Origin of the sequence: Clostridium ljungdahlii DSM 13528 (assembly GCF_000143685.1) — a bacterium.
GTDB classification, from domain to species: Bacteria; Bacillota; Clostridia; order Clostridiales; family Clostridiaceae; genus Clostridium_B; species Clostridium_B ljungdahlii.
The window spans coordinates 4,360,753-4,382,551 of sequence record NC_014328.1; the positions used below are offsets into that span (position 1 = coordinate 4,360,753).

Genomic DNA, 21,799 nt, shown 5'->3' on the forward strand with positions numbered 1-21,799 from the left:
TTTTTTTATAGAAGGATGGTGTGTTGTTTTTTCATCCTTAACTATAAAAACTGGAGGTAAAACAATGATAAGTAAGGTTTTTGAAATAATTACGAAAGAACGTGCAGTAGGAACAGCTGCAAATGATGAAATAGTAAATTTTTTAGAAAATAAGTTTAAATATATGAACTATTCAATAAAGTCGCTGCCATTTGAATGTACTGTTTGGGAAAAAGCAAAATCAACTCTTATAAGCCGCAATCACTTGTTCCAGGTTGAGCCAAGTCCTTTTTCCGAGCCTTTTAAAGGAAGTGGAAAGTTGATTATGGTTAAAACTGTGAAGGAATTAGAAGATATTGATTGTAATGATGTTATTTTAGTATTGTCAGGAAAGCTTACAGAAAGTCCTTTGCAGCCAAAAGACTATCCCTTTTATTATCCGAAAGAGCATAAATATCTTATTTCTCTACTTGAAAGAAAGAAGCCAAAGGCAATTATTGCTGTAACCGGTAAAAATCCATTAAGTGGGCAAAATCCATTTCCGCTTTTTGAAGATGGAAACTTTTTAATACCATCAACAAATATCAATGATCAAACCTTATCAAAAATTGAGGCCGCGGGGCTTTTAGGTGAGGTTGTGAATTTAACAATAGATTCCCATAAAAGGTTGTCCAAAAGTCGACAGATTGTAGCATTAAAGAAAGCTACAAAATCAATGGGAAAAATTGTTATAGGTGCTCATATGGACACAAAATATAATACACCTGGAGCTTTGGATAACGCATCAGGAGTAGCAGTGTTGCTGCAGATGGCTGAAGTATTGAAATCTACAGCATACGATATAGAGATCGTACCATTTAATAGTGAAGAATTCTATGGTGCCTGTGGTGAAATGGAATATTTAAAATTAATTGATAATGAAAAAGATAGAATTAAGCTCATGATTAATATAGATTCACCATGCCATAAGGGAGCTCAAACTGCCATTTCCTTTCACAATCTAAGTAATAATATAAGTGAAATTATAAACTGCACTATAGGTAAGAGTGAAGAAATTGTTAAAGGCAGAAAATGGTATGCCGGAGATCATGCTCCTTTTATATTTCGTGGTATACCTTGTTTAGTAGTAACATCATCAGATCTTTTTAGTGGTGGCTTAGAATACACCCATACCTCAAAAGATACGTTGGATACCATTGATTTTGACATGATTGGTCATATAGTCAGGTATATAATTGAAATTATCGCAAATCTTTCTGTTTAAGTATTTCTAAAATGAATAAATTTGAACTGCATAAATAAGCATCTTAATCTTAGAATTTTTTTGGCATATATGTTATGGTAAAATATAGTTAACTGTGTTTATATGAGGAGTTGATTAATACAATGGATGAAAGTAAAGAACTTTATCAAATAGGAAAAGTATCTAAAATATGCAATATTCCAATAAAAACACTCAGATACTATGATGAAATAAAATTGTTGATACCAAGAAAGATTGATCCAGACAGTAATTATAGATATTATTCAAATGACCAATTGGCTTTAGTGCTTGTGATCAAGCATTTTAAAGAAGCAGGTTTTTCATTAAAAGAAATAAAAGTACTTTTGGGCAGAGAAAATTTAGAATATAACACAAGAAAAATTAATGAAAAATGTATAGAGATTGATAACAAAATTAACGATTTAAAGATGCTAAAACAAAAATTGCAGTTTTTTATAAAAGAAAGCAAAAAGGAAAAGAAAAAAAATAAGGATTTTAAAATTGAGATAAAAGAAATACCAGTCTCTTATGTTGCCTATCTCAGGAGCAAAGGGCCCTGTACTATTGAAGAATTTACAGTTAGGTACTGTAAACTGATTTCATTAGTTGAAAAAAACAATTTTCATATTATAAAGAATGCTATGGCAGTGTATTATGATAACTGTATTGATTTTGAAGAAAAAGAAAAGGAAGATTATGATATAGAAGTTTGTATAGCTGTGTCTGAGGAAAGAGAAATAGATGGTCTAGTTAGAAAGTTTGGAGGTTTTAAAGCTGTTACTGCTGTCCATTATGGAAGTTATGATAGTATGATAGATACTTATAGAAAGTTGTACAAATACATTTATGAAAATAAATATGAAATTTGCGGTGAACCTGTAGATAATTATCTTGTGGACATAATGAACACAGTAGATGAAGAAAATTATGTGACTGAACTTATAGTTCCAATAAAATAATTAAAATAAGTGTTGACTCTCCCGTTACTGTATGCATTATTCTTTCAATTGTAGATATTCACACCAGAAATATATATCTTAGATAAGTCTGTTAACTTCAGTGGATGTCTATATGAAGTTTGAAAGAGGTGTATGTAAGTTGAGCGAAAAGAGTACAAAAATTAATGAAAGCTATATTGAAAATGAAAAGCTTGGCAAGCTTATTATGAAGTTTTCAATTCCCTGCGTACTTGCAATGGTGGTCAATGCTCTTTACAGTATTGTGGACCAGATTTTCATTGGTCAGGGAGTAGGCTATATTGGTAATGCAGCTACAAATATAACCTTTCCACTTGTAGTTTTAGCCTTAGGTTTTTCACTACTTTTGGGAGATGGAGCAGCTGCTTTTTACAGTATAAAATTAGGAGAAAAGAACAAAGAAGAGGGCGCTAAGGCAATAGGTAATGCAATTGTTTTGATGGTGATTTTAGGTTTGATATTTTTAGCAGTTGGATATATTTTTATGAAAAAGCTGCTGTGGAGCTTTGGGGCTACAAGCACTAACATTTCTGTAGCACTGGATTATATGAGAATAATCTTAATAGGACTTCCTTTCATGATTTTGGCAGCAGGTCTAAATTCAATAATACGTGCAGATGGCAGCCCGGAATATTCAATGCTTGCGATGATAGTAGGAGCAGTTATAAATATTGTTTTGAATCCTATACTTATATTTCATTTCAGTATGGGGGTTAAAGGTTCTGCTATAGCAACAATAATAGGACAAATTTTATCCTGCACAATTTCTCTAAGTTACCTTAAAAAGTTTAAAAACATAAAGTTTAAAAGAGAATATTTGAAGCTTGATGTAAAGGTGAGCAAGACAGTAATGCTTTTAGGAATCTCCAGTTTAATTACGCAGGCAGCAGTAACAATAATAATAATAGTAAGCAATAATATGCTTAAAATTTATGGAGCACAATCAATTTATGGCAGTGATATTCCCATATCAGCAATAGGTATTGTAATGAAAGTAAATGATCTTTTATTAGGAGTAGTAATAGGTATAGCCATAGGAGGCCAGCCAATACTTGGATACAATTACGGTGCTAAAAATTTTAAACGTGTTAAAGATACCTATTTTATGCTTATAAAAATAGCAACTGTTGTATCAATAATAGGCTTTATTATATTTCAGTTTTTTACACAGAGTATAGTAAATCTATTTGGTCAAAATAGTGCATTATATAATGAATTTGCATTAAAATCTTTTAAGATATTTTTGATGCTCTGTATGTTTATAGGTTTTGAACTTACAAGTTGTATTTTCTTCCAGGCTGTAGGTAAACCTGGAAAAGCAATGCTTCTTACACTATGTAAACAGACCTTCTTTATAGTTCCCCTTATGATAATTTTACCTAAATTTCTTGGAGTTTTAGGAGTTTTATATGCAGGACCCTGTGCAGAAATATTATCAGTTATAGTGACTATTATTCTTATTACCTCAGAACTTAAGAAATATTCGAAGTTAACTGTAAGTTGATTTTGTAAACTAAAATCAACTTTTAATCCATTGTTATCATATATTAAAACCGTATAATTACATTATGGGGTGATAATTATGAAAGAAATTAATATTGCAAAAACACTTGTTGCAAAGCGTAAGGAAAAAGCCATTACTCAAGATAAATTGGCTGAATATATAGGTGTATCCAAAGCGTCAGTTTCTAAATGGGAAACAGGTCAAAGTTACCCTGATATTACTTTTCTTCCACAGCTTGCAGCATATTTTAATATCAGTATAGATGAGCTTATAGGATATGAGCCGCAGATGACAAAGGATGATATAAAAAAACTCTATAATAAATTAGCTAGTGAATTTAGCAGCAAACCTTTTGAAGAGGTTCTAGATAAGTGTCATGAGATTATAAAAAAATACTATTCTTGTTTTCCTCTTTTAGTGCAGATGGCTGTACTTCTTACGAACCATTATATGCTGGCAAAGGGCAAGGAAGCACAGGAGTCCGTTCTTCATGAAGTAATTGATTTATGCCAGAGGATTAGAACAGAAGAGGATGATGTGTATGTAACAAATGAGGCAAACTCACTTGAAGCTGCCTGCTCTCTCATGCTACAGCATCCAGAAGAAGTTCAGGAATTACTGAATGGAACAATGAAACCTAAACCATCAGATGAAGTACTACTGGCAAGTGCATATCAGATGACAGGAAATATACAAAAGGCAAAAGAAGTTTTACAGATTGGTATATATCATCATTTAATTAACATGATGGATATATTGCCAAGTTATTTTATATTGAATCAGGATACTCCAAAGCAGTTTGAAAATATACTCCAGCGCACAATCTCCACAGCCGAGCTTTTCAATTTAAACAAACTTCATCCCGGAGTTATGCTAAAGATATATTTAACAGCAGCACAGTGCTATGCAATGCAAAATAATCAGGATAAAGCAATTGATATGATAAAAAAATATGCAGATATATGCACATCAGAGTCACTCTCATTTAAACTACACGGCGATGAGTTCTTTGACAGTATTGATAATTGGTTTGCAGAATTTGATTTAGGTAACCAGGCACCGAGAGATGAAAAGGTCATTAAAAAAATCATACTCCAAGCAATAACAGAAAATCCCGCATTTGCAGCATTTAAGGATCAGCCCAAATTTAAGAGTAGCCTTGAAGCAATAAAATCAAAATTAGGAAACCTATAAAGGGCTTATGACACTGTCATAGCTTCTAAAGTTCCTGCTTCACAGATGGGTCAATTTAATCAAATAAATATTCTTATTTAAGACAAAGAAAATCTTTGCTTCAGCTAAAATGGAACTATATTAAGTTATAGCTCCATTTTGGTTAAAATAATTTTTAACCAATTACTTCTTCAACTGTTTTAATAATAGCCTCTATGCTTGGAAATAGACTTGGAAATTTTGCCTCTTTATTTTCAACAAATATTACCCCATCTTCTTTAAGTGTTTTCACATTTCTTTGTACACTTGGTTTGCTGTACATTTTAGGATTAATATGAGTTGCAAAAATAATAGGTGCACTTGTTGACAATAGATTTGTAGTAAGAAGATTATCTGCTATTCCATTTGCTGCTTTTCCAACAGTATTGGCAGAAATTGGTGCAACAAGCATTAAGTCAGATTTAAATGACAGCGACTGATGATTCATATCATAAGCCTTTGGAAGTTCAAATTGCTCAATCTGGATAGGTGTTCCTGCCTCTCTCTGTACCATAAGCGGTGTAACAAAATTGGCTGCATTTGTCGTCATAATTACATGCACCTGTGCTCCACGCTTTTTCAATTCCTTAATTAACGTAAGCGACTGGTTTGCTGGGCTGCATGCTGTGATCCCTAAAGTTATTATTTTTCCTGATAACATATTTACTCCCCCATTTTCTTATAATTTTATTATTTCATCAATTACTTACACAATAATATAAATTCTACAAATTAACCCAAACTCCTCTACAAATGACCAAATTTATAATACTTTACTTTGTACGCAGCAAATTATTTTCTTTTAATTTATTTACATTCTTAGTATGATAATCACAAAGTCTTGAATTACATGCTACATCAATAGCAATTTTTCTTAAATTTTCATCACTCTCTATTACTTTGCTCAATGCCACATCTTTTTCATCTTTAAATGGTCTTCCTCCTTTACGATCTCGTGCTCTTGCACTTACTAATCCTTCTTTGGTTCTTTGAATTATTAAATCTCTTTCAAATTGCGATATATCAGCAAATATTGTAAAGAGAATTTTTATATTCTTTTAGAATTTCAAGTAGCTTCTAAACTGATTTTTTATCTTTATTTACTTTTTTGTATATTATCTGTGTAATATTCCATAGAATATACAAAAGAAAAAAGGATACATTAAATATGTAGTATAAGTTAATTACAACCTTAAGATAAAATTTATATTTTAAAATCAAAGAAGGTGTTTTTCTTATGAAAAGATTTTCTATTTTCAACTATAACGCTTTTATGCTTACATTATTACTTGTATGTTTGAATTGTAGCAGTATTACATATGCGAATAAATTAAATATAACTAATAACAAATTTAAAGATGAAACCGTTCAAGAATTGCCTAAAGAAGTATTTTTGACTTTTGATGATGGTCCATCTGTAAATAACACACAAAAAATATTAAAGATATTAAATGATAACAATATAAAAGCTACTTTTTTTGTAGTTGGAATAAAAGCAGAAGAAAATCCTACAGCACTTAAAGAATTAAGTAATAGTGGCATGTGCATAGGAGTTCATACCTATTCTCATAATTATAAAAAAATATATAAAAATTTAGATGCTTATGCTAATGACTATGAAATGTGTAGAAATATAATAAAAAAAATAACAAGTAAAGATCCCGTAAACTATACCCGATTACCAGGTGGTTCGACTAACCTAATAATTAGTAAAACAAACTTATCCTTAATAAAAAAAGCCTTAAATAATAAAGGAATAAAATATGTAGATTGGAATGTTTGTTCAGGTGATGCAGATAGTCATGAAGTACCTGTTGGGAAAATAAAAAGAAACGTTGAAAATCAATGTAAAAATAAAAAAATTGCAGTAATACTTATGCATGATACTTACTACAAACATTTTACAGTAGAATCACTACCTGAAATAATAAAATACTTAAAAGACCAAGGGTTTAATTTTAGAACGTTTGAAAATTTAACGGAAGCAGAGGAAAAAGAACTGATGAAACTTGAAATAATAAATAAGAAGTAATATCTAAAACATAACTACCATAAATACTATTTATAACTTATCTTAATACTTTGATTAGTGGAACGATTTTGGAATTAAGATACAATTATAAAAATGATTTTAAGTTTACATTTCTTATATTATGATTAGATTTAAAATCATTTTTACATTTGTATATTAATTAGTATCCTTTTTCTTAAACAATTCCTTAAAATCTTCCGTTGCATATCTAAAAATATCAAGCAACCATTTCCCAAAAGTATTAATAGGCTGTTTTTTTCTAAGATAAATTTTCATTATTAATAAGATAATTAGTAACGAAAATCCTAAAATTATAAAAGCAACCGCAAGTGGATTCTCTTCATACATTGAATTTGCAAAAAGTTGTGTAGCTGCAAGATACCTTGTAATATAAGTGTTAGCTGGTGATGGAAGTTCAACCCTAGTAGCACTCTTACTATTATCGATTTTTTCTATTATATAATGATAATAGTTATTTTTTGTTAATAACTCTGCTCCTGCGCCACCAGTAATTATATAACGTACACCTTTTCTAGTATAATCAAAATAACTATGTATGTGTAATTACAAAAATACGCTTACCTTGTGCTTTTTTCAAATCCTTTTGAAGCCATACATATTGCTCATCTGAAATTGCTCTTTTTTGAGCCCATCCTGGAACTGAATTTAAAAATGTAAAATGGCTGTCTGCAAAATCAAAGGAATAATAAGACGGACCATACAGCATAGTATAAGTATTATATCCATTACCGCGAATGTCATGATTACCTAGTGTCATACATAGGGTAGTTGATATTTTTGATGCCATCTTGTCAAAAAGTCGATATTGATTAGGTTTTCCACTAAATACAAGGTCACCATTATCTATTACAAATACAGGTTCTTCTCCATTAACTTGCTGAATAATTTTCTGAAAAGTATCATATCCATTACGATTATCACCTAAAATAATATATTGATATTTATTCACATTATTGGGCGTGTTTTTTTTAACTGGTTCAATTTTTATAGTTTTACCATGACTAACAGGAATATTAAGCTGCAAAGTATTAACGGTAACCTTTGACATATGTAGCTTACTATCTTCAATACTCTTCGCATAAAAATCGGGATTAACATTTTCAATAAAGATTGAAACATTAGCTGATTTTGTTCCTTGTATTTTTAATGTTGGAAGTGGAGATAATGCTCTAATAACAAGACTTTTTACATTGTTTTCCCCATTTTTAATCCCTTTAACAAATCCACCATAAACAGTAACTTGTGTATTTTGTATACTATATGTCGAAGAAGAATCATCATAATTGAACTTAAGCGGTATACTAACAAAGTCGCTGCTAATTTTGTAAGCATCTTTAGCATTATAAATAAATGCACCAGCACCTACTATAAGACATACACACAAGATAATTAGTATTAAATTAATAAATTTTTTTATTTTCATAGAGATACCTCTTAATTTTATAAACTATGTATTAATAAAATTGTATTAGAATATGCTCATGTACTTAGATTTCCTAACACTCATAGAAATTATACTTATAAGTCAAAACAAATAAATTTGTAAATCATAATAATATTAAGTTTTAGAAATTATAAAAATACTAATATAATTAGAGTTACAACACTTCCATATTGTTTTAAAATTACAAGCATAAAAATACCATAGAATTTGAAATTGAATAATATGGTATTTCAATAGATTATTTGATTTCTACAGTTTAGTTATAAAACAAGACTACCAAGGGTAGTACCTGTAACAATTAGATAAATAACAGCAGTTATTAGACTTTAACCAATAATTGAGAAAGGAATTGACTTTTGTGGATTCTTTATTGTATTGGACATGATTGCCATACGCTGAAAGTCATCAAAGCACCGGAAGAAAAGCCTTGCGTCAGTCACAATACCAGTTATTCCCGAACCGAAAACATGTGAAAGGTTAGTTACATCAACATTTGACACAGAAATACCTACATATAATACTAGTAAAACTAAATTTATAAAAAATATTTCGATTATTACTTTTGGAGTTGATGTTATCCCGAAGAAATTCACTGCAGCAACAATGAGCAGGATAATACTTGCCACTACTTTGTTTACTATCATTCTTAGGCACAGTTTTATAGTATAAAATAAGAAGGTCTCAGCAAATAAAATTTGCTGAGACCTTTTATAATTCAATATACTATGCCAACCTGAACTGTATACCAAACCCTCCCCTTGGGAAGTTCCAATCAATATTATCATGAGAACAAGCTATACGACATGCCCCACATTCAAGACAACCTTCATAACCAACAGTAACATGTCCATCCTTACATTCATAAACACGAGCAGGGCAAATGAAAGTACAGGTCTTTTCATTACATGTCTCACATATCTTTTGATTCTTTATAGCTAAGTGGGAAAGAGTGTCTACATTATAAGTATTTAAATACAGCTTATCATCAATATTTACTTTTAATTTTGTATCTTCCATTATTTCATCGCCCTCCATATTTTAAATCCATCCATACCCATACTTAATATAGATTTTCCACCAGCCATATGTTTAATAGCTAACTTTTGCTTGTCTCTCTTTGATACTCCATCTACAGTAAACATTTCACTCATCACCTTGTTAGCTGCTGGTATATAATGATTAAAGAACTTCGGATTTTCTTCCATAGTTGTAGATGCATTCTTATATTTTTTTAGATCTTTCATAACATAACTTTCTTTAAGCAGCTCCTGATAATGTGAAAGTGTTTGTTCATTGAATTTGCCTAGTTTCTTAGCCTGTATAATAGTCTCAGCAGCAAAACGTCCAGAGGTCATTCCTAGATTTGATCCTTCTCTATGAATACCATTAACAAGCTGTGCTGCATCCCCAATTACAAGTACTCCATCCCCTACTAATTTAGGTATACTATTATACCCTCCTTCTGGAATTAAGTGTGCATAATATTCACTTGCTTCACCTCCTGCAATTAAAGGCTTAATAACAGGATGCTGCTTGATATACTCTAATAATTCATAAGGTTTAACATTTCTTTCACTCATCTGTGAAAGCAAAGCTCCGCAGCCAATAGATATATGTTCGTTATTAGTATAGATAAAGGCTGTACCTACCATACCTAAGGTTCCATCACCAAACATTTCTACAGTTGCTCCCATACCTTTGTCTAAGTTAAATCTATCTTCGATTTTATCTGAAGGCAGTTTTAATTCCTCCATAACTGCAAGGGCTACCTGATCCTTACGCCATTCTTTATGGAAGCCAAGGTTTTTAGCTAGCAATGAATTAACTCCATCTGCAAGAACAACCACATCAGCATAAATATCTCCATCTGGTCTATCTGTTCTAACTCCAACAACTTTATTGTTTTCTACAATACATTCCTTTACAACAGTCTCGTTGACAATCAATGCACCAGCTTCTATACACTTTTTTGAAAGCCACTGATCAAACTTACCTCTAAAAACTGTAAAGTTGTTATAAGGGGGCTTTGACCACTCCATTCCTCTATAACCGGTTTTAGCTGCGGATTCTTTACCTAGTAACCAAAAGTTTTGTTCTACAATAGGACGTTCAAGAGGTGCTTCCTTCCAAAACTCTGGTATAATCTCGTCCATCATGTGGCGGTATAATACACCACCCATAACATTTTTTGAGCCAGGGTATTTACCTTTTTCAATAACAATAACTTTAAGACCTTCTTTTGCCATTACATATGTTGCTGCAAGCCCGGAAACCCCAGCCCCTACAACAATAACATCAAATTTTTCAGCCACTCTTTAAACCTCCTTCGCAATCGTACACAAACCTTTATTATTTATCTTCGAAACTTCTGTAATTTCTTCTTTAAAACTACTAATTAATTTAGGTAATACTTCAAAAACATCTCCCTCTATTCCATAAGTAGCCAACTTCATCATTTCACATTCAGAATCTGTATTTATACAAACTATTGTTTCAGCTCCTTGCATTCCAACGGTATGCTGTATTGCACCAGAAATTCCTATAGCAAAGTATAGTTTTGGGGATACTGTTTGTCCTGTCTGACCAACTTGACGTTTATGATCTACTAAACCTTTCTCAACAGCGCCGCGACTTCCTGCAACTACACCTCCAACAACCTTTGCTAACTCCTCTAGCAACTTAAATCCTTCCTGATTCTGCACACCACGTCCACCACAAACTATAATTTTAGCATCTTCAAGTTTTGCATTTTCTGCCTGTTCCTTAATAATCTCAAGTACCCAAGTCTTAAGACATTTTTCTTCAATTTTAAAATTCTCTCTAATTATAGCGCCTGTTTTATTTACTTCAGGTTCTGGCATCATCATAACTCTTGGACGCACAGTAGCCATTTGAGGACGGTGTTTCTCACATACTATTGTTGCCATTATATTTCCTCCAAAGGCTGGACGGCTAGCAAGCAATACTCTTTTTTCTAAGTCAATATCTAGTCCGGTACAGTCTGCTGTAAGTCCAGTTTTCAATGCAGTTGCAACGGCACCAGCTAAATCTCTTCCCGTAGTTGTTGCTCCCATTAATAATATTTCTGGTTTATACTTATTTATTAAATAGCAGAAAGCTCTATTATAAGTCTCTGCTCTATAAAAATGAAATACTTCATCATCTATAACATATATGGTATCTGCACCATATCCAAAAAGCTCAGGTATTATAGATTCAACTTTATCACCTAATAAAACTGTACATACCTTTACCTCTAATTTTGAAGCAAGCTTTCTTGCAGCACCAATAAGTTCAAGAGTAACAGAAGATAGCTTACCTTCTAATTGTTCTGCAAAGACCCATACATCTCCAGTAGGTTTTTCTGACTTTGAAGCTTTGCTACCTTCCTTAGTCTCATTCTTCGAGATATCATTGGCTTTCTTGTTGACACCTGAAATATTTAACGCAGAAACTGGACACACCGATACACACTTTCCACATTCAGTACATTTTTCTTTACTAGCCACTAATTTACCTTCTCCATTAATCCCCAATGCATCGAAGGGGCAAATTGGGATACATGATTCACATCCAATACAAGAATCTGTAATTATAACTGCCATCTAACTATTCCTCCTTTCAAGCTATCTGTAAGTTGTTTTACCACCTCATCAATGTTGCCTTTTAGTAACTCCCCACCGGACCTTTGAGGTGGTGGAAATATACGTCGAACTGAAGTTGGAGATCCTTTAAGCCCTAATTGACTCATATCTGCTTCAAAATCATTAATTCCCCAAACTGTTGCTTTATAACGTGCTGCTCTAATAATATTTGATAGTGGAGAAAAACTTAAATCATTTATATCTTTTTCTACTGTGATTAAGCATGGAAGTTTTGATTCAACAACTTCATAGCCATTATCAATTTTTCTGTGTATTATCACAGTATTATTTTTTAAATTTAAAGACTTTATTTTTTCCACATAGGTTAATTGCGGTATTCCAAGTCTAGATGCAATACCTGGTCCAACCTGAGCTGTATCTCCATCTATAGCTTGCTTTCCACAAAACACTAAATCAATAGCCTCTTTCTCCATTATTTTTTTTATTCCCATTGAAAGTATATAACTTGTAGCTAGAGTATCAGAACCAGCAAATGCTCTATCTGAGAGAAGATACCCTTCATCAGCTCCCATTTCAATACACTTTTTAATAACTTCCTCTGCTTGTGGCGGCCCCATTGATATAATAGAAACCTTACCTCCAAACTTATTTTTAATTTTCACAGCTTCTTCTACTGCATGTGCATCATAAGGATTAATAATTGTAGGTGCGCTTGATCTATCTAAAGTATTTGTTTTTGGATCCATTTTAATTTCTGTAGTATCCGGTACTTGTTTCACACAAACTAAAATATGCAACTAAACAACAACTCCTTCAATTTTTATTTAAAATTATTATTTACAATCATTTTTCATTATTTGTGCTCTATTATATAAGTCTCATATGAAGAAAAAATGAAGATTAAATAATTTAAAAAATTTATTTAAAACAAGTTTGGTTATGCAAATATTTTTTATATAAATCTTTATAATTTCTACACAACTATTCTGTATATTATAGCTATTAAATGTATTTATAATGTGAGGACTATACCAATGTACTCAGCTTATAGAATAAAAATAATAATATACTGGTGAGGTAAATTTATGAGTATAAAAAATATAAGACTAAAAGTATATAATATGACTTGTACATCTTGTGAAAAAACTATAGAAAGAACATTAAAAAAGTTAGTAGGGGTTTTTAATGCCAAGGCTAACTACAGTGGTCAATTTATAGACATAGAATATGATTCTAAACTTTGCAATCTAAAGGATATAAAGGATTGTATAAATAGTACTGGATATAGCACTGAGAATTCCTATAATCTTGGATTTGCTGGAATACTTATGGTAGCAGTTTCCATTATTCTTATAGGTAATTCTACTGGTGGTTTCGATATGAATAATATGCTTAAAGGAGCAACCTATTTTGTACTTTTTGTAGTTGGAGTGCTCACCTCTATACACTGTGTGGGAATGTGCGGTGGAATAATGCTTTCTCAAAGCTTAACTAATGAAAGCACCAATAAATTTCAGGCAATTAAACCTGCAATACTTTATAATATAGGGAGAGTAATATCATATACAATTCTAGGTGGAATTATTGGTACCTTGGGCTCCGTACTTTCACTATCTATAAAAACTCAAGCTGCTCTTCAACTGTTTGCTGGTTTATTTATGATCATCATGGGATTTAATATGGCTGGTTTTTCTTTATTTAGAAAGCTGCAAATAAAACTACCTTGGTCCTTTTGTTCAGTAAAGAATAAGCCTAAAACTCCATTTATGGTAGGTATCTTAAATGGTTTAATGCCATGCGGGCCTCTTCAAACTATGCAGCTATATGCTCTTGGTACAGGCAGCTCTTTTAAAGGTGCTCTTTCTATGTTCATCTTTGCCTTAGGTACAGTGCCTTTAATGTTAACTTTCGGTGCAGTTTCTGGCCTATTAAGTAAAGGATACACAAAAAAGATTTTAAAATTTAGTGGAGTCCTTGTAATTGTCCTAGGGTTAATTATGGGTAATAGAGGACTATCTTTAGCTGGAATAAATGTTGTTTCGTCTATAGGTTCTCTTTTACCTGGAACTAACCAATCCCTTGCTGCTTCTGCGGCAAATAGCACTAAAGCTGTTTTAAAGGATGGAGTTCAGGTAGTAAATATGACTGCAGATGGAAATGGGTATACGCCTAATGTACTGTATGTAAAAAAAGGCATTCCTGTTAAGTGGATAATAGATGGGAAACAAATAACTTCTTGTAACAATGCAATTGTAGTAGCATCGCTAAATATAAAGAAGCAGTTGGATAATGGTGAAAATATAATAGAGTTTACACCAAATGACAAAGACATAAACTTTAGCTGCTGGATGGGAATGATAAATGGGGTAATTCGAGTAGTAGATAATCTAGATTCTGTTGATACATCTAAGCCCACCGATCCTTCCGCTCCTCCTGTTGGTACTCCTAATTGCTGTAGTGGTGGTGCAGTAGCACCTAGTGCTAATTCGTCAACTAAATAACAAACTCAAAACATATATGAAAGTTATCTAAATAGTATTCAAGAGTAATTTTGTAGATGCTCTAATTACCATAATAAAAAAAGTGATTGAATAAAAGTAATCTACACATTTTTACTTTATCAATCACTTTTAGTTTAATAATTACTTCTCTATTGTAATCTTTGCCTTTTCTAGTTTAACAACATTTCCTATTGTATCTCCTACTGGGCATCTTTTTTCAATGAGTTCAATAAACTTCCTAATTTTTTCTTCTGAAGCATCACTCTTTATATGCATATTATATCTTACACTCTGGTATCCCGGTCTCACATCCGATAATCCCATAAATCCATCTGGATCCAATTCTCCTTCTAACTCTATCCAAAAATCCTCAAGATTTATTTTCATTTTTTCAGCAAAAGATGATGCAAGAATTGTTTGACATCCACCTAAAGCACAAAGAACTAATTCAACCGGATTCATTCCAGTATTACTTCCACCTAAGCTTTCTGGTTCGTCAATATCTACATTAAACCCCCTTGCTTCTGCTGTAACTGCAAGACCTTTCTTTCGTCTTGTTGTTGCCTTAAATGTTGTTATCGCCATAATACCACTCCTTTATAAATTTAGTTAGCATTACAACTTCAGTATATCCCAATCAATTAATACTAAACATTATTTCTAAATCGTATAGTAAATATGGATCCTTTGCCTACTTCACTTTGAGCTTCAATAGAAGCTGAATGTAGAGTTAAAATATCCTTTACTATGGTTAATCCGATTCCGCTTCCTTCAATTTTATTTCTGCTTTTATCTCCCCTATACAGCCTTTCAAATATAAAAGGTAAATCTTCTTTGCTAATTCCAATTCCATTGTCTCTTATACTAACAACAATACTTTCTTTATCTCTAGTTAAATTAACCCAAACTTTTCCTCCATAATCTGAAAATTTTACTGCGTTAGATAAAAGATTAATAAATACCTGTTTTAATTTGTCTGCATCACCTACTATACTATAGTCCTTATCCGGTCTTATATTATACACTAACTCTATACTTTTCTCTTTTAATGCAATTGAAAAGCCATCACATACTGCAGATAACAATTCATCTAATAAGATCTTCTCTTTATTAACAGAAATTGTCTCTGATTCAAATTCTTTTAGGGTATTTAGGTTATTTAAAAGCTTTCCAAACCTGATAACTTCATCATTTAAACCTATTAACTGTTCTGTATTTACCGGAAAAATTCCGTCAATCATGGCTTCTAAGTTATTTTGAAGAACATTAAGTGGAGTTCTTATTTCATGTGATATATCAGAAACTAGCCTTTTTCTTAATAAATCTTGATGATTAAGTTTTTCTCCTAACGTATTTATACTGCTTTTAAGCTTTTCAATCTCTAATATGTCTGTATCTACATTAGTTTTAGAATTATAATCTCCATTAGATAGCTTTACTGATACATTTGATACTTCTCTAATTGGTACTGAAAACTGCTTTGAAATATACAGGCTGATAATTATTACAATAAGAAGACTTAAAAAAATACTAGCAATAATTCCTTTGTTAATGGATAATTTAAAATTTACATCATCAGCGGATAATAATACTGAAGAATATTGACCTATCTGTACATATCCAACAACATCACCATTATATTTAATTGGGAAACTATTTGTAGTAAAAACTCCACTTTTACCATCTAAGGATTTAAAATGTTCTTTTTCTTTAATATCATTTGGATCCATCATCCAAACCAACTTTTTATTTGAATCTAAAAGAGTTATGCAGTAATTGCTCATATATGCCTCATGCTTCATTTCACTTCCTGAAGCTGCTGTCCATTTTTTATCTCTTTTATAAACCTCTTGGAAATACTGTACTATTCTATCATTTCTTTTATTCTGGTTGTTCACCATATATTCACTAAATTTATTATTTATTGTGATATTTACAAAGATAGCAGTTAATACTACAGCTAATATAGAACAAGCTAAAATTATAATGCTTAGCTTTCGCCTAATACTATACATCAATTGTCACCACCAAACTTATATCCTAGTCTAGTAACTGTCAAAATATACTTAGGACTTTTACTGTCTTCTTCTATTTTTTTCCTTATGTTTTTTATATGAACATCTACAGTCCTGTCAAACCCCTCAAAATCCATACCAAAAACCCTATCTATTAATTGTTCTCTAGTAAGAACTTTTCCTTTATTTATTGCAAGAACATATAAAATATCAAATTCATTAGGAGTAAGGGATATTTCTTGTCCTTTAACTTTTATAATTCTACTATCTTTATAAATTTGGATATTTCCATTATCTAAAGATAAAACTGAAATGTTATTTGCCCCTAACCTTCTGAATAAAGAATTAACTCTGGCAACCAGTTCTCTTGGACTAAAAGGTTTAACTAAATACTCATCTGCACCTGTATTAAGCCCCTCTATTCTGTCTTCTAATGCAGATTTAGCAGTAACCATAAATATATGCACATCAGACTTATCTCTTATAATTTTACATATTTCCTCTCCTTGAATATCCGGCAGCATTAGATCAAGTATTATTAAGCTAAATTCAATTGAATCAAAGAGTTCTAAAGCTTTTAGTCCAGTTGTTGATGTATATACTTCATAACCTTCCTTTTCTAAATATGCCTTTTGAATATTAGATACCTTTTCCTCATCTTCTACTATCAAAACTTTATTCATGTTACTCACCTCAATTTTGTATTGTAAAAAACTAATTCTATTATTAATTCTCATAATAGCTGAATTTTATAAAGATTATATGTAGATTGTAGAATTATATAAAATCTATAGTAATCTCTTATTTAGCTGCACTCCAAAATTGCCCCTAGGAATCTTTATAAAATCTTCACATCGTTAATTTATAGTATGTATAAAGCAAAAATTTAAATCGACTGCTTTTTAAAAGTACTATAAAATTAATAGTTACAAATATATTTAGGGGGATACGTGATGAAACAAAAATTTAAAATATGGTTAATGGCTGCAAGGCCTTTTTCATTAACTGCTTCTATAATTCCAGTTACAATAGGTGCTATATTTGCTGCAAAGGAATCAAAATTTCAGTTTATATACTACCTGATTTCCTTATTAGCTGCTGTACTTTTGCAAGCCTCATCAAATATGATTAATGACTATGATGATTTTATTAACAAAGTTGATACCAAGGAATCTGGATCTTCTAGTGGTATTATTTTTGAAAATTTATTGACTTCTGAAGAACTCCTTAAAGGAGGACGCTTAGTTTTAGCTTTAGGATGTATACTCGGACTATTTTTAGCTTTTCAAAAAGGGGGTTTTATTCTAATTCTAGGTACTATAGGAGCTTTAAGTGGTTATTTTTATACCGGAAAGCCACTTATTCTAAAATACAGAGGCTTAGGTGCCCCTTTAATATTTATGATCTTTGGGCCCCTAATGACACTCGGTGGATACTTTGTTCAAGTTCAGAGAATTAATATAAACGTACTTCTGTTATCTATACCAATTGGGCTTTTAACTACAGCTATTTTACACGCAAATGATATTAGGGATATTTATCATGATAAAAAAGCTGGAATAAAAACTCTATCTATAATGACTGGAAAAACTAATGCCTGCTATATTTATTATGGCTTAGTTTATTTATCCTATATTTCTGTTTTAGCTATGACTTATTACAGAGTTACCCCTATTTGGAGTTTACTTTGTCTAATTACATTGCCAACAGCATTGAAAAATATCAATAAATTGCGTATTTCTAATAGATCTAATTCTAAACTCGCTACCCTTGATCAGGAAACAGCAAAACTACAGGGACAATTTGGAGTTATCCTTATTATTTCAATACTATTTTCTTATATAAGATAAACGGAGGTATTACTCTTGAACAATAAAAACTATAAATATTTAACTTTTACATTGTTTGCAGCAGCAATCTTATGGTATCTAATGTTTGTTATAAAGCCCTTTAACTTTTGGATAGAAATGAGTGGATCGATATTACTATTAATATTAATGGCATTCTTTGGTGATAGAGATATATTCCACTTTGGGAAAATAGAACCGAGGCATATTTTAATTGGAATACTCTCAGCAATAGCCTTGTACGGAATATTTTATGTAGGAAATATTATATCAGGATACTTATTCCCATTTAAGGATACTCAAATTTCATCAGTTTATAGTAATAAATCAAATGCTAACTTAGCACTAATAGGATTGCTACTATTTTTTATAATTGGTCCAGGTGAAGAACTATACTGGAGAGGCTTTATACAAAATACTTTAGGTAAAGAATTTGGAGAAAACAAAGGATATTTATTTTCAGTTTTATTATATGCAGCTGTGCATATTGTTACAGGCAACTTTATGCTAATTATAGCAGCTTTGGTATGTGGATTATTCTGGGGATGGCTTTATAAAAAAGAGAAGAGTTTGATACCAGTAATTATCTCCCACGCTATTTGGGATTTAACAATATTCGTTTTGCTTCCACTAATGTAATTTTTTTAGCTATATATAGGACAATATCCCAATAATCAATTTTTATAGTTTTTTAATTTCTTCACAACTTCTTTATATGTAGGCTATATAATTCAAATAAAATAAAAATTATTTTATAAATTTAGAAAAAGTAATTTGGAGGTATATATTATGAATTGTCATGAAGATAACAAAGAAAAACAAGGAACTCATAAACATATTAAAAAGTTCTCTTCTTAAAAAATAATTGTAGAATATAATAAATTTAATTAAGAAAGAAGGTATACTGGACATGGTGAACAATTCCTTAGAAGTACAAAACATTTTCTCATCTATCGCAAAAAAGTATGATAGATTGAATTCAATTCTAACCTTTAATATAGATAAACTCTGGAGAAAAAAAGCTATAAAAGTGTGTGATCTAAAAGTGGATAGCAAAGTTTTAGATTTATGCTGTGGTACAGGACAGATGATTAATTATGCTTGCAGGGAAGTAGGGAAAAATACTGAAGTTATAGGACTTGATTTCAATCAAGAAATGATTGATGTTGGATATAAAAGACTTAACCAAAACATAAAGGCTTATAATTTTAAATTAATAAAAGGTAACGTTTTAGAATTACCTTTTGAAGATAACAGTTTTCACTGTGTAACAATCGCCTTTGGTCTTAGAAATATTAAGGATAAAAATAGAGCTCTATCAGAAATGTATAGAGTCTTGAAGCCTGGAGGAAAATTAGTTTGCCTTGAGCTATCCTGTCCAGAACTTTCTATTCTTAAAGAGCTTCATTCAGCATATTTGACTTTTGTTCTACCTACTATTGGTTACATAGGTACAAAAGACAAAGGAGCATATACCTATCTTATGGATTCTGTAAAAAACTTTATTTCTAAAAAGAAATTAAAGCTTTTATTTGATACTGCTGGTTTTATAAGTACTGGATATACATCTTTAACTGGTGGAATTGCTTCAGTTCATTACGGAGTCAAAAAATAGATTCTATAGAAATATTACATTAAATTGATTTGTAGTTAGATTAAAAACCCGAATTTAGTTATAACATTCATGACTAAATTCGGGTTTTAACTTATTTAATAGTTTTTTTAATTTTAAAGTATATCTTCATATTTTCTTCACAGCAAATTTCTATAATAACAATTGTAAATAAGATATAAAAAAATTAATTATCCATTAACTTACTTAATTAAAATATACAGGAGGTGAAAGAATGAACTTCGATGGAATTTCAATTCCAATAATAAAAGAACTTAATCAACTTGAGTTAGAGTTAAAAAATATTGCATCAAAATTAGATTCTACTGTTACACAAGATATTTTTACCTACTTTTTTTCAATTCCAGGTAAAAGACTAAGACCTACATTAACATTTTTATCTGCAGGTGCTATTAGTAGCGAGCTTACTTCATCTGCAAAACACAACTTAATTCAGTTGTCAATAAGCTTAGAGCTTATTCACAGCGCTAGTCTAATTCATGATGATATCATAGATGGTGACTTACTAAGACGTGGTCAGAAAACCTTAAATAAGACCTTTGGAAATAAAATAGCAGTACTTGCCGGTGATGCTTTGTACTCAAGGGCCTTTACTATTTTCTCAGATACTCTGCCAAGAGAATTTGCGCAGGTAATGGGCAGAGTTACTGAATCAATGTCTGTAGCTGAAATATTAAATGCTAACAATCCCTCTCCCGATCGTGAAACCTATTTTAAAATCATCTTAGGAAAAACAGCATCTTTCATGAGCGCTTGTTGTAGGCTTGGTGGCAGCATAGCTTATGCCCCTTACGAAGAGTCTAATATGCTTTCTAAATACGGTGAAAACCTTGGTATGGCATATCAAATACTGGATGATTATATCGATGAGGATCCCGTTGCAATGAAAAATGTAACTATTGAAGAGGGATTTGAATTTGCATATAATGCCAAAGCTTCTATTGAAAATTTAAAAGACTCAGCATACAAACAAAGCTTAATAATGTTAGTAGACTATGTTTTAGATTTTTATAGTCCTAAGGTAGAGAATACATTATAGTGACTATTCTACTTATGGCTGCTGGAGCAAATGCCTATATATTTGGCCTTGATAGATTTATTTTACCTAAGTTAGTCAAGCTTTTTAATAAAAATTCTAATATAAAAACGGTGACATAATTTTGTTAATGTTAGCAGCCCTAAAAGACAAAAACATTAAACTAATTGTAAAGGAAGGTATTTAAAATGAAAAACAAACTAATTAAAAAACTATCAATTATTTCAGCTCTAGTTCTAACTTTATCTACATCGGTATTAGCTGATGGCAGCGGAAAAATGATAGAAAAAAACATTGATGGAGTTAAAGCAACTCTTATGCTAACAGGAGATAAAGCTAAAACCGGTGATAATGAGTTAACATTAAAACTATCTGATGATAAAGATAGGCCAATAAATAACGCTGATGTAAAAGTATCTGCAGAAATGGATAAAGGCAGTATGGGTGATATGAATATGGGTGACTCTAAAGCTGAAACTATCCAATTCCAAAAAGGCCATGAAGATGGTGAATATGTTGGAACTGTAAAACTTAGTGATAAAGGTACATGGAAAGTTAAAACAAGCTTTATGACAAATGCTGGAGAGAAGATGGCTGATTTTGATGTTGATGTAGCAAGTTCTGGACCTAACTTACTTGTCGTTGGAGGCTTTTTAGTAGTAGCTGCCTTAATTATAATAACTGCCGGGATATCAAAGAAAAGTAAGAAGGCCGTAAAATCATAGAAAG

At 31.2% G+C, this 21,799-nt stretch carries 21 protein-coding genes and 2 pseudogenes; 11 read left to right on the plus strand and 12 right to left on the minus strand.

Annotation, left to right across the window (positions count from 1 at the left end; all coding sequences use genetic code 11):
• Positions 1-64: 64 nt before the first annotated feature.
• From CLJU_RS19750 to CLJU_RS19765, 4 genes are all read left to right on the plus strand, one after another.
• Entirely contained in the window at positions 65-1,243 is a 1,179-nt protein-coding gene (locus CLJU_RS19750) for a M28 family metallopeptidase (protein WP_013240599.1), read from the plus strand.
• A 122-nt stretch (positions 1,244-1,365) separates the two neighbouring features.
• Positions 1,366-2,202, plus strand: a complete 837-nt coding sequence (locus CLJU_RS19755) for a MerR family transcriptional regulator (RefSeq protein WP_013240600.1) — start codon at positions 1,366-1,368, stop codon at positions 2,200-2,202.
• Positions 2,203-2,314: 112 nt separating this feature from the next.
• Positions 2,315-3,724, plus strand: coding sequence for an MATE family efflux transporter (locus CLJU_RS19760; RefSeq protein WP_013240601.1), 1,410 nt, complete (start codon positions 2,315-2,317; stop codon positions 3,722-3,724).
• A gap of 78 nt (positions 3,725-3,802) precedes the next feature.
• Positions 3,803-4,918: a helix-turn-helix domain-containing protein gene (locus tag CLJU_RS19765; RefSeq protein ID WP_013240602.1), complete on the plus strand. Its 1,116-nt coding sequence runs from the start codon at positions 3,803-3,805 to the stop codon at positions 4,916-4,918.
• 154 nt (positions 4,919-5,072) lie between these two features.
• Here the strand turns inward: CLJU_RS19765 and CLJU_RS19770 are convergent, their stop codons facing one another.
• The 3 genes and pseudogenes from CLJU_RS19770 to CLJU_RS23105 form a co-directional block, all read right to left on the minus strand.
• A complete protein-coding gene (locus CLJU_RS19770) occupies positions 5,073-5,597 on the minus strand; it encodes a flavoprotein (protein ID WP_013240603.1) in 525 nt (174 codons plus the stop codon).
• Between the two features lie 112 nt (positions 5,598-5,709).
• Positions 5,710-5,850, minus strand: a complete 141-nt coding sequence (locus CLJU_RS23100) for a hypothetical protein (protein ID WP_013240604.1) — start codon at positions 5,848-5,850, stop codon at positions 5,710-5,712.
• 11 nt (positions 5,851-5,861) lie between these two features.
• Positions 5,862-5,985 (minus strand): annotated as a pseudogene (locus CLJU_RS23105) (recombinase family protein); the annotation flags it as partial.
• Between the two features lie 188 nt (positions 5,986-6,173).
• On the opposite strand from CLJU_RS23105, the gene CLJU_RS19775 reads away from it, so the two are divergent.
• Positions 6,174-6,968 carry a polysaccharide deacetylase family protein gene (locus tag CLJU_RS19775; RefSeq protein ID WP_013240605.1) on the plus strand — a complete coding sequence of 265 codons (795 nt, stop codon included), beginning with the start codon at positions 6,174-6,176 and terminating at the stop codon, positions 6,966-6,968.
• Between the two features lie 550 nt (positions 6,969-7,518).
• Here CLJU_RS19775 and CLJU_RS19785 read toward each other — a convergent pair.
• From CLJU_RS19785 to CLJU_RS19810, 6 genes are all read right to left on the minus strand, one after another.
• On the minus strand, positions 7,519-8,412 hold the full coding sequence (locus CLJU_RS19785; RefSeq protein WP_013240607.1) for a metallophosphoesterase family protein: 894 nt from the start codon (positions 8,410-8,412) through the stop codon (positions 7,519-7,521).
• 347 nt (positions 8,413-8,759) lie between these two features.
• A complete protein-coding gene (locus CLJU_RS19790; RefSeq protein ID WP_147453379.1) occupies positions 8,760-9,077 on the minus strand; it encodes an APC family permease in 318 nt (105 codons plus the stop codon).
• 79 nt (positions 9,078-9,156) lie between these two features.
• Positions 9,157-9,450, minus strand: coding sequence for a ferredoxin family protein (locus CLJU_RS19795; protein WP_013240609.1), 294 nt, complete (start codon positions 9,448-9,450; stop codon positions 9,157-9,159).
• Positions 9,450-10,745: an FAD-dependent oxidoreductase gene (locus CLJU_RS19800; protein WP_013240610.1), complete on the minus strand. Its 1,296-nt coding sequence runs from the start codon at positions 10,743-10,745 to the stop codon at positions 9,450-9,452. The genes CLJU_RS19795 and CLJU_RS19800 overlap by 1 nt, the downstream gene beginning before the upstream one ends.
• Positions 10,746-10,748: 3 nt before the next feature.
• Positions 10,749-12,038 (minus strand): FAD-binding protein, encoded by a 1,290-nt coding sequence (locus tag CLJU_RS19805; RefSeq protein ID WP_013240611.1) that lies wholly within the window; start codon positions 12,036-12,038, stop codon positions 10,749-10,751.
• Positions 12,026-12,835 carry an electron transfer flavoprotein subunit beta/FixA family protein gene (locus CLJU_RS19810; RefSeq protein WP_013240612.1) on the minus strand — a complete coding sequence of 270 codons (810 nt, stop codon included), beginning with the start codon at positions 12,833-12,835 and terminating at the stop codon, positions 12,026-12,028. Before CLJU_RS19810 ends, CLJU_RS19805 begins: the two co-directional genes overlap by 13 nt.
• Before the next feature lie 288 nt (positions 12,836-13,123).
• Between CLJU_RS19810 and CLJU_RS19815 the strand changes: the two are divergent.
• Positions 13,124-14,497, plus strand: a pseudogene (locus tag CLJU_RS19815) (urease accessory protein UreH domain-containing protein); the annotation flags it as partial.
• Positions 14,498-14,680: 183 nt separating this feature from the next.
• Here the strand turns inward: CLJU_RS19815 and CLJU_RS19820 are convergent.
• From CLJU_RS19820 to CLJU_RS19830, 3 genes are all read right to left on the minus strand, one after another.
• The gene (locus CLJU_RS19820; RefSeq protein ID WP_013240614.1) at positions 14,681-15,124 is read right to left on the minus strand and encodes an OsmC family protein; all 444 of its coding nucleotides are present in this window, start codon (positions 15,122-15,124) and stop codon (positions 14,681-14,683) included.
• A 62-nt stretch (positions 15,125-15,186) separates the two neighbouring features.
• A complete protein-coding gene (locus tag CLJU_RS19825; protein ID WP_013240615.1) occupies positions 15,187-16,554 on the minus strand; it encodes a sensor histidine kinase in 1,368 nt (455 codons plus the stop codon).
• The gene (locus CLJU_RS19830; protein ID WP_013240616.1) at positions 16,554-17,237 is read right to left on the minus strand and encodes a response regulator transcription factor; all 684 of its coding nucleotides are present in this window, start codon (positions 17,235-17,237) and stop codon (positions 16,554-16,556) included. The genes CLJU_RS19825 and CLJU_RS19830 overlap by 1 nt, the downstream gene beginning before the upstream one ends.
• A gap of 270 nt (positions 17,238-17,507) precedes the next feature.
• Here CLJU_RS19830 and menA point away from each other — a divergent pair, with 270 nt between their 5' ends.
• The 5 genes from menA to CLJU_RS19855 all read left to right on the plus strand — a co-directional run bounded on the left by menA (position 17,508) and on the right by CLJU_RS19855 (position 21,795).
• Complete coding sequence (menA, locus tag CLJU_RS19835; protein WP_013240617.1) at positions 17,508-18,404, plus strand: 1,4-dihydroxy-2-naphthoate octaprenyltransferase; 897 nt, start codon at positions 17,508-17,510, stop codon at positions 18,402-18,404.
• A 15-nt stretch (positions 18,405-18,419) separates the two neighbouring features.
• A complete protein-coding gene (locus tag CLJU_RS19840) occupies positions 18,420-19,040 on the plus strand; it encodes a CPBP family intramembrane glutamic endopeptidase (RefSeq protein ID WP_013240618.1) in 621 nt (206 codons plus the stop codon).
• Between the two features lie 271 nt (positions 19,041-19,311).
• Positions 19,312-20,016 (plus strand): bifunctional demethylmenaquinone methyltransferase/2-methoxy-6-polyprenyl-1,4-benzoquinol methylase UbiE, encoded by a 705-nt coding sequence (gene ubiE / locus CLJU_RS19845; protein WP_013240619.1) that lies wholly within the window; start codon positions 19,312-19,314, stop codon positions 20,014-20,016.
• Between the two features lie 232 nt (positions 20,017-20,248).
• Entirely contained in the window at positions 20,249-21,073 is an 825-nt protein-coding gene (locus CLJU_RS19850; RefSeq protein WP_013240620.1) for a polyprenyl synthetase family protein, read from the plus strand.
• Between the two features lie 185 nt (positions 21,074-21,258).
• Entirely contained in the window at positions 21,259-21,795 is a 537-nt protein-coding gene (locus tag CLJU_RS19855) for a FixH family protein (protein ID WP_013240621.1), read from the plus strand.
• Positions 21,796-21,799 lie beyond the last annotated feature (4 nt).

What these genes read in the sequence shown, in the direction of transcription:
- CLJU_RS19750 (WP_013240599.1), top strand. Translation starts at nt 65, where the DNA reads ATGATAAGTAAGGTTTTTGAAATAATTACGAAAGAACGTGCAGTAGGA.
- CLJU_RS19755 (WP_013240600.1), top strand. Translation starts at nt 1,366, where the DNA reads ATGGATGAAAGTAAAGAACTTTATCAAATAGGAAAAGTATCTAAAATA.
- CLJU_RS19760 (WP_013240601.1), top strand. Translation starts at nt 2,315, where the DNA reads ATGAAGTTTGAAAGAGGTGTATGTAAGTTGAGCGAAAAGAGTACAAAA.
- CLJU_RS19765 (WP_013240602.1), top strand. Translation starts at nt 3,803, where the DNA reads ATGAAAGAAATTAATATTGCAAAAACACTTGTTGCAAAGCGTAAGGAA.
- CLJU_RS19770 (WP_013240603.1), bottom strand. Translation starts at nt 5,597, where the DNA reads ATGTTATCAGGAAAAATAATAACTTTAGGGATCACAGCATGCAGCCCA.
- CLJU_RS19775 (WP_013240605.1), top strand. Translation starts at nt 6,174, where the DNA reads ATGAAAAGATTTTCTATTTTCAACTATAACGCTTTTATGCTTACATTA.
- CLJU_RS19785 (WP_013240607.1), bottom strand. Translation starts at nt 8,412, where the DNA reads ATGAAAATAAAAAAATTTATTAATTTAATACTAATTATCTTGTGTGTA.
- CLJU_RS19790 (WP_147453379.1), bottom strand. Translation starts at nt 9,077, where the DNA reads ATGATAGTAAACAAAGTAGTGGCAAGTATTATCCTGCTCATTGTTGCT.
- CLJU_RS19795 (WP_013240609.1), bottom strand. Translation starts at nt 9,450, where the DNA reads ATGGAAGATACAAAATTAAAAGTAAATATTGATGATAAGCTGTATTTA.
- CLJU_RS19805 (WP_013240611.1), bottom strand. Translation starts at nt 12,038, where the DNA reads ATGGCAGTTATAATTACAGATTCTTGTATTGGATGTGAATCATGTATC.
- CLJU_RS19820 (WP_013240614.1), bottom strand. Translation starts at nt 15,124, where the DNA reads ATGGCGATAACAACATTTAAGGCAACAACAAGACGAAAGAAAGGTCTT.
- CLJU_RS19825 (WP_013240615.1), bottom strand. Translation starts at nt 16,554, where the DNA reads ATGTATAGTATTAGGCGAAAGCTAAGCATTATAATTTTAGCTTGTTCT.
- CLJU_RS19830 (WP_013240616.1), bottom strand. Translation starts at nt 17,237, where the DNA reads ATGAATAAAGTTTTGATAGTAGAAGATGAGGAAAAGGTATCTAATATT.
- menA (WP_013240617.1), top strand. Translation starts at nt 17,508, where the DNA reads ATGAAACAAAAATTTAAAATATGGTTAATGGCTGCAAGGCCTTTTTCA.
- ubiE (WP_013240619.1), top strand. Translation starts at nt 19,312, where the DNA reads ATGGTGAACAATTCCTTAGAAGTACAAAACATTTTCTCATCTATCGCA.
- CLJU_RS19850 (WP_013240620.1), top strand. Translation starts at nt 20,249, where the DNA reads ATGAACTTCGATGGAATTTCAATTCCAATAATAAAAGAACTTAATCAA.
- CLJU_RS19855 (WP_013240621.1), top strand. Translation starts at nt 21,259, where the DNA reads ATGAAAAACAAACTAATTAAAAAACTATCAATTATTTCAGCTCTAGTT.